Origin of the sequence: Desulfobulbus sp. (genome assembly GCF_030824455.1) — a bacterium.
GTDB lineage: Bacteria > Desulfobacterota > Desulfobulbia > Desulfobulbales > Desulfobulbaceae > Desulfobulbus.
The window spans coordinates 31,926-41,328 of the sequence record NZ_JAVBXR010000110.1 but is presented as its reverse complement, the minus strand read 5'-3'; the positions used below and the strand labels follow the sequence as shown (position 1 = coordinate 41,328).

21 protein-coding genes are annotated in these 9,403 nt (G+C 44.2%); all 21 read left to right on the top strand.

The genetic code is table 11. From position 1 onward, the window contains the following. Positions 1–6 precede the first annotated feature (6 nt). The 21 genes from rpsJ to rplO all read left to right on the top strand — a co-directional run bounded on the left by rpsJ (position 7) and on the right by rplO (position 9,400). Positions 7–318, top strand: a complete 312-nt coding sequence (gene rpsJ / locus RCH93_RS14105; protein WP_306549098.1) for a 30S ribosomal protein S10 — start codon at positions 7–9, stop codon at positions 316–318. 78 nt (positions 319–396) lie between these two features. Beyond that, a complete protein-coding gene (gene rplC, locus RCH93_RS14100; protein ID WP_306549057.1) occupies positions 397–1,029 on the top strand; it encodes a 50S ribosomal protein L3 in 633 nt (210 codons plus the stop codon). Positions 1,030–1,058: 29 nt separating this feature from the next. Further along, the gene (gene rplD / locus RCH93_RS14095) at positions 1,059–1,682 is read left to right on the top strand and encodes a 50S ribosomal protein L4 (protein WP_306549056.1); all 624 of its coding nucleotides are present in this window, start codon (positions 1,059–1,061) and stop codon (positions 1,680–1,682) included. Further along, on the top strand, positions 1,679–1,969 hold the full coding sequence (locus tag RCH93_RS14090) for a 50S ribosomal protein L23 (protein WP_306549055.1): 291 nt from the start codon (positions 1,679–1,681) through the stop codon (positions 1,967–1,969). Before rplD ends, RCH93_RS14090 begins: the two co-directional genes overlap by 4 nt. Positions 1,970–2,013: 44 nt before the next feature. Further along, positions 2,014–2,835: a 50S ribosomal protein L2 gene (gene rplB, locus RCH93_RS14085; RefSeq protein ID WP_306549054.1), complete on the top strand. Its 822-nt coding sequence runs from the start codon at positions 2,014–2,016 to the stop codon at positions 2,833–2,835. An 18-nt stretch (positions 2,836–2,853) separates the two neighbouring features. Next, positions 2,854–3,126 (top strand): 30S ribosomal protein S19, encoded by a 273-nt coding sequence (gene rpsS / locus RCH93_RS14080; RefSeq protein WP_306549053.1) that lies wholly within the window; start codon positions 2,854–2,856, stop codon positions 3,124–3,126. 42 nt (positions 3,127–3,168) lie between these two features. Continuing rightward, positions 3,169–3,501 (top strand): 50S ribosomal protein L22, encoded by a 333-nt coding sequence (rplV, locus tag RCH93_RS14075; RefSeq protein ID WP_306549052.1) that lies wholly within the window; start codon positions 3,169–3,171, stop codon positions 3,499–3,501. Between the two features lie 49 nt (positions 3,502–3,550). Beyond that, on the top strand, positions 3,551–4,216 hold the full coding sequence (rpsC, locus tag RCH93_RS14070; RefSeq protein ID WP_306549051.1) for a 30S ribosomal protein S3: 666 nt from the start codon (positions 3,551–3,553) through the stop codon (positions 4,214–4,216). Positions 4,217–4,271: 55 nt separating this feature from the next. Further along, a complete protein-coding gene (gene rplP, locus RCH93_RS14065; protein WP_306549050.1) occupies positions 4,272–4,688 on the top strand; it encodes a 50S ribosomal protein L16 in 417 nt (138 codons plus the stop codon). Then, a complete protein-coding gene (rpmC, locus tag RCH93_RS14060; protein ID WP_306549049.1) occupies positions 4,685–4,885 on the top strand; it encodes a 50S ribosomal protein L29 in 201 nt (66 codons plus the stop codon). Before rplP ends, rpmC begins: the two co-directional genes overlap by 4 nt. Positions 4,886–4,913: 28 nt before the next feature. Then, positions 4,914–5,168, top strand: coding sequence for a 30S ribosomal protein S17 (rpsQ, locus tag RCH93_RS14055; RefSeq protein WP_306549048.1), 255 nt, complete (start codon positions 4,914–4,916; stop codon positions 5,166–5,168). A 60-nt stretch (positions 5,169–5,228) separates the two neighbouring features. Further along, positions 5,229–5,597 carry a 50S ribosomal protein L14 gene (rplN, locus tag RCH93_RS14050; RefSeq protein WP_306549047.1) on the top strand — a complete coding sequence of 123 codons (369 nt, stop codon included), beginning with the start codon at positions 5,229–5,231 and terminating at the stop codon, positions 5,595–5,597. Positions 5,598–5,633: 36 nt separating this feature from the next. Then, positions 5,634–5,969, top strand: a complete 336-nt coding sequence (rplX, locus tag RCH93_RS14045) for a 50S ribosomal protein L24 (RefSeq protein ID WP_306549046.1) — start codon at positions 5,634–5,636, stop codon at positions 5,967–5,969. Positions 5,970–5,997: 28 nt separating this feature from the next. After that, positions 5,998–6,549 carry a 50S ribosomal protein L5 gene (rplE, locus tag RCH93_RS14040; protein ID WP_306549045.1) on the top strand — a complete coding sequence of 184 codons (552 nt, stop codon included), beginning with the start codon at positions 5,998–6,000 and terminating at the stop codon, positions 6,547–6,549. Positions 6,550–6,589: 40 nt separating this feature from the next. Beyond that, positions 6,590–6,775 carry a type Z 30S ribosomal protein S14 gene (locus RCH93_RS14035; protein WP_306549044.1) on the top strand — a complete coding sequence of 62 codons (186 nt, stop codon included), beginning with the start codon at positions 6,590–6,592 and terminating at the stop codon, positions 6,773–6,775. 54 nt (positions 6,776–6,829) lie between these two features. Next, positions 6,830–7,228: a 30S ribosomal protein S8 gene (gene rpsH / locus RCH93_RS14030; protein ID WP_306549043.1), complete on the top strand. Its 399-nt coding sequence runs from the start codon at positions 6,830–6,832 to the stop codon at positions 7,226–7,228. 34 nt (positions 7,229–7,262) lie between these two features. Next, on the top strand, positions 7,263–7,805 hold the full coding sequence (gene rplF / locus RCH93_RS14025) for a 50S ribosomal protein L6 (RefSeq protein WP_306549042.1): 543 nt from the start codon (positions 7,263–7,265) through the stop codon (positions 7,803–7,805). A gap of 25 nt (positions 7,806–7,830) precedes the next feature. Next, complete coding sequence (gene rplR / locus RCH93_RS14020; RefSeq protein WP_306549041.1) at positions 7,831–8,196, top strand: 50S ribosomal protein L18; 366 nt, start codon at positions 7,831–7,833, stop codon at positions 8,194–8,196. A 47-nt stretch (positions 8,197–8,243) separates the two neighbouring features. Then, entirely contained in the window at positions 8,244–8,756 is a 513-nt protein-coding gene (gene rpsE / locus RCH93_RS14015) for a 30S ribosomal protein S5 (protein WP_373693299.1), read from the top strand. Between the two features lie 23 nt (positions 8,757–8,779). Then, positions 8,780–8,959, top strand: a complete 180-nt coding sequence (gene rpmD / locus RCH93_RS14010; RefSeq protein WP_306549040.1) for a 50S ribosomal protein L30 — start codon at positions 8,780–8,782, stop codon at positions 8,957–8,959. A 3-nt stretch (positions 8,960–8,962) separates the two neighbouring features. Then, positions 8,963–9,400: a 50S ribosomal protein L15 gene (rplO, locus tag RCH93_RS14005; RefSeq protein WP_306549039.1), complete on the top strand. Its 438-nt coding sequence runs from the start codon at positions 8,963–8,965 to the stop codon at positions 9,398–9,400. Positions 9,401–9,403 lie beyond the last annotated feature (3 nt).

Below are 9,403 nucleotides of genomic sequence, written 5' to 3'. Positions count from 1 at the left end.
GTTATGATTCCGACAGATAAAATCCGGATTAGATTGAAGGGTTACGATCACAAATTGCTTGATCTGTCCACTCGCGAAATAGTTGACACTGCACGGCGCACTGGAGCAACTGTTGTTGGTCCGATACCGTTGCCAACAAGCATTAATAAATATACAGTGCTAAGATCACCCCACGTAGACAAAAAATCACGCGAGCAGTTTGAGATGAGAACTCATCGTAGGTTGCTTGACATACTTGAACCAACGCAACAAACCATTGATTCGTTGATGAAGCTAGAGTTGTCTGCTGGTGTTGATGTGGAAATAAAACTCCCCTGATTTGTTGGCGCAAGCAATAAACTGATTGATTAAATTATAATCACTTCAAGTGATTAAGAATTGAATTCAGGTAGACAGATGCCGAATACAAAAGGAATACTAGGACGGAAATTAGGAATGACTCGGGTCTATGATGAAAATGGCCGATCCATTCCGGTGACTGTTATTGAAGCCGGGCCATGTACAATTCTACAAAAGAAAACTGTTCAAAAGGAAGGCTACGACGCAATCCAAGTCGGTTTTCTCGAGAAGAAAGAATCCCGTATGAATCAACCAGAGCTTGGACATTGTAAACGATCCGGAGGGAAAGGATTCTATCACATCAAGGAATTTAGAATCTCTAATCCCGAAGCGTATGAAGTCGGCCAGCAGATTACACTTTCAGAAGTAGTGGCGATTGGCGACATCGTTGATATCTCTGGCAAGAGCAAAGGGAGAGGCTTTCAAGGCGTCATGAAAAGGCATGGTTTTTCGGGCGGTGGCGCTAGTCATGGTTCCGGATTCCATAGAGCTCCAGGTTCGATTGGTTGCAGTGCTTGGCCGTCACGAGTATTGAAAGGGAAGAAAATGCCGGGCCAAATGGGCAACGAGGCGATGACTCAGAAAAATTTGAAGATTATCGACATTCGAAACGAAGAGAATGTGTTGCTTGTTCGTGGTACTGTGCCAGGAGCAAAAAATGGATTACTCAATATTTATACAAAAGCGTAATCCCCTGGACAGCTTTTAAGGAGATTCTCATGGCAGTTTGTGATATTTTAAATATTCGAGCTGAAAAAGTTGGTGAAATTGACTTAAACGATCTGTTGTTTAATGTCGAAATCAACACGGGCATTTTGCACGAAGTCGTTTGTATGCAAAGAGCCAATCGGCGAAGCGGCAATGCTTGCACCAAAACTCGAGGTGAAGTGAGTGGGGGAGGCGCTAAACCATGGCGCCAAAAAGGGACTGGACGCGCTCGCGCCGGCAGTCGAACCTCTCCTGTTTGGCGAGGTGGCGGAACGGTGTTTGGACCCAAGCCCAGAGATTATAGCTATACAATGCCTAAAAAGGTCAAGCGACTTGCCCTCAAGATGGCCATGACTGCTCGCAAGCTGGAAGGCAATTTGGTTGTTGTTGACAAATTTGAATTGCCTGAGGCCAAAACAAAAGAGTTCGTCAATGTTATGAATAATTTTCAATTTGAAAATTGTCTCATTGTTACAGGCGAACTGGATGACAACATCAACTTGTCGTCGAGAAATGCTGTTGCTTACAAAGTCTTGCCGGTAGCTGGATTGAATGTATATGATATTTTGAAGTATTCAAAATTAATGCTGCTTCAATCTAGTCTTCCCCTAATTGAAGAGAGGTTGATGGTATGAAGGCTATTTATGATGTAATCAAAAGCCCATGCTTGACTGAAAAAAGCAACGCGCTTCAGGAAACTCAGTCAAAAGTCATTTTTAAAGTCGACCGACGCGCAAATAAAATTGAAATAAAAAATGCGGTTGAGAGCTTGTTTGGCGTAACGGTGGCAAAAGTTGCGACAACAAATATGACGGGGAAGCAAAAACGGGTAGGTGCTCGATCCGCTGGGAAGACGAGTGATTGGAAAAAAGCATATATCACCTTGTCCGAAGGGAAAATTAATTTTCTCGACGAGCTTTGATCCAAATTTATTGATTAAGGTCAGCAGAGATTATAGGAATTGCAATGTCTATAAAAATCCATAAACCGACATCACCTGGAAATCGACACCACGTCTCTATCCATCAGGCATATCTCTCTGAAAAAGAGCCTGAAAAAAGCCTCACGTCAGCACTGCGAAAGACAGGGGGGCGTAACACTTATGGGCGGGTTACGGCTCGTCACAAAGGTGGCGGGCATAAAAGGAAATATAGAATTATTGATTGGAAACGGAATAAAGTTGAAATCCCTGCAAAAGTGACGGCGATTGAGTACGATCCCAATCGTTCTGCCAACTTGGCTCTTTTAACCTATGCAGACGGTGAGCGCGCCTATATTCTGGCGCCAAATGGGATCGCGGTTGGCGACACTGTTGTCGCCGGCGGAGGGGCTGACATCAAGGTAGGCAATTGTTTGCCTATGATCAATATTCCATTGGGTACCGTTATCCACAATATTGAGATGAAAATTGGCAAAGGAGCTCAACTCGTCAGGTCAGCTGGCGTTTCTGCTCAATTGATGGCTAAAGACGGAAATCAAGTGCTCGTTAAGTTGCCCTCTGGGGAAGTACGAAGATTTAATAAAGATTGTAGGGCGTGCATTGGACAAGTTGGCAATTCAGAGTACGGCAGTCAGAAACTGGGTAAGGCTGGGCGCTCTCGGTGGAAAGGGATTCGTCCTTCTGTTCGTGGTGTCGCAATGAATCCGGTTGATCACCCCATGGGCGGTGGTGAAGGAAAAAGCTCCGGCGGACGCCATCCTTGTTCACCGTGGGGCATGCCGACAAAAGGATACAAAACTCGGAAGCGAAAAACATCTGATCGTGACATCGTCAATAAGCGGAAATAGTGAAGGGAGAGATAGATTATGGCTCGATCCATTAAAAAAGGTCCTTTTGTAGATGGCCATCTGATGAAGAAAGTTGAGCAGGCTCAAGAGGCTGGCTCGCGCAAGGTCATTAAAACTTGGTCCAGACGCTCTGATATATTGCCGGAAATGGTTGGTTTGACTTTCGCAGTTCATAATGGGAACAAGTTTATTCCCGTTTATGTCAGCGAAAATATGGTAGGGCACAAACTCGGTGAGTTTTCTCCTACCCGGACATATTATGGGCATGCGTCAGACAAAAAAGGCAGATAAGCAATAACTGATCTTGCAGCAAGATCCTTAGGAGTGAAAACGATGGAAACAAAAGCCGTCGCAAAATATATACGGATTTCACCACAAAAAGCGCGCCTTGTGGCAGACGTTATACGTGGCATGAATGCCGAGAAAGCTGTCACCACCTTGCGTTTCATGCCTAAAAAGGCCGCGCGAATTATTCGCAAGGTATTAGAGTCGGCTGTCGCCAACGCTGATCAGACGGATTCTGTTGACGTGGATACCTTGTATGTGAAGGAAATTTCCGTTGACGGTGGCCCAATGTTAAAACGTTTTAGCCCTAGGGCACAGGGAAGAGCTACCCGAATTCTTAAACGCACGAGCCACATCACCGTGATCGTCGATGAAGCGTAACCAATAATCGACACTTTTTGACACTACTAGAAGGGAACGGAGGATTATCTTGGGACAAAAAGTCAATCCCATTGGACTGCGTATTAATATTACACGCTCTTGGGAATCTATTTGGTATGCTGATAAAGATTACGCCAGCAATTTGCATCAGGATCAACTTATACGAAAGTATCTGAAGCAACGACTCTTTCATGCTGGTGTTTCAAGGATCGTTATCGAACGAACCGGTGAAAAGGTTAAAGTGAAATTGTTCACCGCGCGTCCTGGGATTGTTATCGGAAAAAAAGGGACGGAGATTGAAGGGCTCAAAAAGGATCTCGAACAGAAGTTCAAGCGGAATTGCTTTATCGATATCCAAGAAGTGCGGCGCCCTGAAGCTGACGCTCAACTTGTGGCTGAAAATATAGCCACTCAGCTTGAACGCCGCATCGCATTTCGTCGGGCCATGAAAAAGTCAATCAACTCGGCCCTGAGATTTGGTGTTCAAGGAATCAAAATTTCCTGTTCAGGTCGGCTTGGCGGCGCAGAAATGTCGCGCACGGAGTGGTTTAAAGAAGGCCGAGTGCCATTGCATACGTTACGCGCTGATATTGATTATGGAACAGCTGAAGCCAAAACGACTTACGGCATAATCGGTGTTAAGGTTTGGATATTCAAAGGTGAGATTCTCGCGGACACAGAGAGTGCAGGTGAGCATGCCTCGCCGGCTAATTGATTTACGATTAACTCTATCCGCCGATTTGATCGACTTTCCCTAGGAGTTTGTACACATGTTAAGTCCTCGTAAAGTAAAACATAGGAAACAGCATAAAGGCAGGATGCATGGAGAGGCCTACCGTGGCGCTGAACTGGCGTTCGGAGATTATGCGCTCAAAGCTGTAGGGTGCGGGCGGATGACTGCGCAACAAATTGAAGCTGCTCGTATCGCAATTAATCGCAAAGTTAAACGTGGCGGAAAACTTTGGATTCGTGTTTTTCCTGATAAACCCATTACCAAAAAACCCGCTGAAACTCGAATGGGTAAAGGCAAGGGTGTCCCAGAGTATTGGGTGGCTACTATTCGTCCAGGTCGCATTCTCTATGAATTGAAGGGTGTGCCTGAAGAATTGGCCTTGGAAGCGTTGCGACTCGCTAGTTTTAAATTACCGTTTCCTACAACGGTTATCAGTAAGAGTAAAACGATATGAAAGCAAAAGACTTGAGAAGCTTAGCTGTTGAAGATTTGCAAATGAAAGATAATGAAATGCGCGAAGACCTTTTTAAACTCCGCTTTAAGCATGGAATTAGACGTCTTGAAAATCCAGCGAAACTGAGTCAATTGAAAAAAGACATAGCAAGAGTCCGGACGGTAATTGCTGAAAAAAAACAAAACCAATCTGCGTAACTGATTAACAACCGACTTGGAAGACAATATGAGTACTCAAGTAAAGAAAACGCGACAAGGCTTTGTTGTAAGCAACAAAATGGATAAAAGCGTTGTCATCATCGTCGAGCGAAAAATTCCTCATAAACTCTATGGGAAATATATTCGTCAGCAGGTAAAGTATATGGCTCACGATGCCTCGAATCAATGCCAAATTGGCGATCTCGTCTTAATTGAAGAATGTCGCCCGCTTTCTAAAAGTAAAAGATGGCTTGTTCGAAATATAATTGAGCGTGCCGCATAAATTTTTATGCCACCTATCAAAGCTTAACGATAAGAATTGAGAAGATAATCGGGTGAGGTCATGATCCAAACTGAAACCGTGTTGAATGTTGCCGATAACTCTGGCGCCAAAAAAGTTCTCTGCATTAGAGTCTTGGGTGGCACAAGAAAGCGTTATGCACGTATTGGCGACATTATTGTAGTGACAGTCAAAGAAGCTATTCCCCATGCAAAGGTTAAAAAGGGGGATGTGCTTAATGCTGTGGTTGTACGAACTGTTAAGGCTATCAGACGCCCCGAAGACACTACTGTTAAGTTTGATGAAAACGCGGCAGTTCTCCTAGCCAATAATGGCGAACCCATAGGGACTCGTATTTTTGGCCCGATAGCTCGAGAACTCAGATCCTTGGGATTTATGAAAATCATATCTCTCGCGCCTGAAGTTTTATAAAATTTTTATTATTAAGAGATATCGAGGAATATAGACATGCGCCAGGGAAATTCAAAAATACGCGTTAATGATAAAGTTGAAGTGATAGCCGGCAAAGACAAAGGTCGCGTTGGTAAGGTTCTAAGGATTGAACGCGAAAATGATCGCATCATTGTAGAGCGTATCAATTTGATAAAAAAACATCAGAAAGCGACTGACGCCTCCCAGCCGGGGCAAATTATTGAACGAGAGGCAGCAATACATATTTCCAATGTTATGCTCGTTTGCCCTGAATGCGCTGAAACCGTAAGGATGGGCAAGCATTTGCTGGACGACGGCACTAAAGTGCGAATTTGTAAAAATTGTAAAGCAACGATCGAGTCAGCTAAATAGTAGATACTGTCTGCTTACGGAGTAAATAATGGGTACCCTGAAAGAACAATACGAGAACGAACTGAAAGCTGCACTTCAACAACAGTTGGGAATAGCCAATGTCATGGATATTCCGCGTATCGACAAGATCGTCCTTAACATGGGCCTTGGCGAAGCAGTTCAAAACCCTAAGATAGTTGAAAAGGCTGCACAAGAATTAACCTTAATATCGGGTCAAAAGGCCGTTGTCACACGTGCAAAAAAATCGATTGCGACGTTTAAACTGCGCGAAGGAATGCCCATTGGGACCCGCGTTACTTTAAGAAGAGATCGTATGTATAATTTTCTTGCCAAACTCATCAACATAGCCTTGCCTCGGGTTCGGGATTTTCGCGGCGTATCCCCTAAAGGCTTTGACGGGCGGGGAAATTTTTCGATGGGTGTGACTGAACACATTATTTTTCCCGAGATCGATTACGATAAAATCGATCAGATCCGTGGTTTTAATGTCACCATTGTAACGACTTCGAAAACCGACGACGGTGCTCGCGCCTTGCTTGAGGCAATTGGCATGCCTTTTAGAAAAAAACAAACTGTTTAACTGACTAACTAACGCTCACGTCGTTTCTGAGGAGGATTCTGTGGCAAAAAAATCACTCATTGCCAAGGCTAAACGCACGCCAAAGTTTTCTGTCCGTGCTTACAATCGTTGCCCACTTTGCGGGAGATCAAGGGCTTATTACCGAAAATTTGGGTTATGTAGATTATGCTTTCGCAAGCTCGCTTCTCAGGGCCAAATCACTGGCGTAACCAAGTCCAGTTGGTAATTGCTAGCACGTTTTTCAATCTAGTATTTTAATTTCATTAAGAGGAATTATTCAATGTCCATGAGTGACCCGTTGGCTGATATGCTGACAAGAATTAGAAATGCAACGAAGTCGCGTTTTAGTTCAGTTGAGATGCCATTGTCAAAACTTAAGGTCAGTGTAGCAAAAGTATTAAAAGACGAAGGTTATATCTCTGACTACTCAATCAACGAGGAAGGTCCTCAAGGGACACTGAAGCTTGACCTGAAATACGGGGGACAGAACGAACGTGTCATTACCGGTATTAGACGAGTAAGCAAACCGGGTCATAGACAGTACAAAACGAGTAATAAAATCCCCAAAGTAATGAGTGGTCTTGGCGTGGCAATTTTGACGACGTCAAAGGGAGTCGTTACCGATAAAGAAGCGAGGTTGCGGAATATCGGCGGCGAATTACTCTGTGAAGTATGGTAAATTGCTTTAGTTTTGTTGTTATAAGGAGAAGCTAATGTCCAGAATAGGTAAACAACCGATACCAATTCCAACCGGAATTAAAGTTGAAATACAGGGAACTCATGTTACCGTGTTGGGTGGAAAAGGCACTCTTGAGCGTGATATTCGTCCTGAGATTGATGTCAATGAGCAGGACAACATGTTAATTTGCACCCCTAAGGGCACCAGCAAAAAGGTTATGGCCCTATGGGGCATGACCCGATCACTCATTAATAATATGATTGTTGGCGTTCATCAAGGGTTTGCAAAGAAACTCATGGTTGAAGGCGTCGGATATAGAGCAAATATTAATGCTCAAACATTGACATTGAATGTCGGTTATTCCAATGGCGTTGAATTCATCTTGCCAGAAGGGATAACCGCTACAGTTGATAAGGATAATTCCATAAACATCCAGGGCATTGATAAAGAGCTTGTTGGGCTAACCGCAGCTCAAATCAGAGATATCCGAAAACCTGAACCTTATAAGGGAAAAGGCATTCGCTATTTTGATGAGCATATTGTCAGAAAAGTCGGCAAAGCCGGCGGCAAGAAATAAAATCCAACAACTAAAGTGTCCTATTATGGCGAAAACTAATCCGAAAGTTACAGCAAGAAAAAAACGGGTCCAACGTATTCGAAAAACGATTTTTGGGACGACTGAGCGACCAAGAATGAGCGTTTATCGGAGTAATCGGCATATTTATGCTCAGATAATTGACGATGTGCAGCGCAAAACTTTGGTGGCCATGTCTACTGATGATAAGTCCTTTGCAGTCGATGACGATGCGAACAAATGTGCACAAGCCCGGAAAGTTGGCGTTCTTATTGCGGAAAAGGCAAAGTTGGCTGGCATAGAAAAAATCGTTTTTGACCGTGGCGGTTATCTTTACCACGGTAGAATCAAAGCTCTTTCAGACGGCGCCCGCGAAGGCGGCCTACAATTTTAAAGTGATGATCGTATTCTATAGATCAACTATATCAACGGGGGTGTTTCTTGGCTGAATTTAAGAGAGCTAAAGAGGGGATTCAGGAAGAGCTCATCGAAAAAATTGTCTTCATTAATCGTGTCGCTAAAGTAGTAAAAGGTGGTAGGCGATTCAGTTTTAGCGCGATAGTTGTTGTTGGAGACGGAAATGGAAAGGTCGGTTATGGCCTTGGCAAGGCAAATCAAGTTCCTGAAGCAATACGTAAAGGGGTAGAACAAGCTCGTAAGGATATGCAGCTTGTTTCTTTGACAGCAGTATCGATACCTCACGACATTACAGGCAAATTCAAATCCGGTAGCGTTATGCTTAAACCTGCTTCCGACGGCACCGGCGTTATTGCTGGCGGAGCCGTTCGGGCGGTGCTTGAAGCTGCAGGCGTCCAGAATATTTTAACGAAATGTCTTGGTTCGAATAACCCGCATAATCTTGTCAAAGCTACTATGGATGGCCTGCGAAGATTACGGACAGCTGAACAAATTGCTCGCCTGCGGAATATGACAATTGACGATATGGTTGCTTAACGGCTAACCAATAGGATGCGATTATGAACGAGACAATTACATTTACCCAAGTCAAAAGCGGTATTGGCAGTCCTGAGGCGATTAGGGCCACTCTTGTCGGTTTGGGTTTGACGAAAATGTATAAGACTGTTACCAGGAAAAATACTCCTGAATTACGCGGCATGTTGCATAAGGTTCAACACCTTGTCAAAATGGAGGATTAATCTGTGTTAAAATTAAATACGCTTACTCCGAGCGCAGGTGCACGCAAAGCAAAAAAACGCGTAGGGCGTGGCCCAGGAAGCGGTAGCGGCAAAACTGCAGCTCGAGGACATAAAGGCGCTCGCGCTCGCTCTGGCTATAGCGCAAGTCCCGGTTTTGAGGGTGGGCAGATGCCGTTGCATCGCCGATTGCCCAAAAGAGGGTTTACCAATATTTTTAAAAAGGTTTACACTCTTATTTCTCTTGACGATTTGAATCGTTTTGACGCTGGCTCTGTAGTCGATGTGCAAGCATTGGTGAATGCTGGTCTTGTGAAAAACGACGGTTTTGTGAAAATTTTAGCCAATGGCGAAATAACGAAACCTTTGACGGTTAAAGTTGACAAGATTAGTCAGGGGGCGAAGGAAAGGATTGTCACCGCCGGCGGCACAATTGAGGAGTGATGC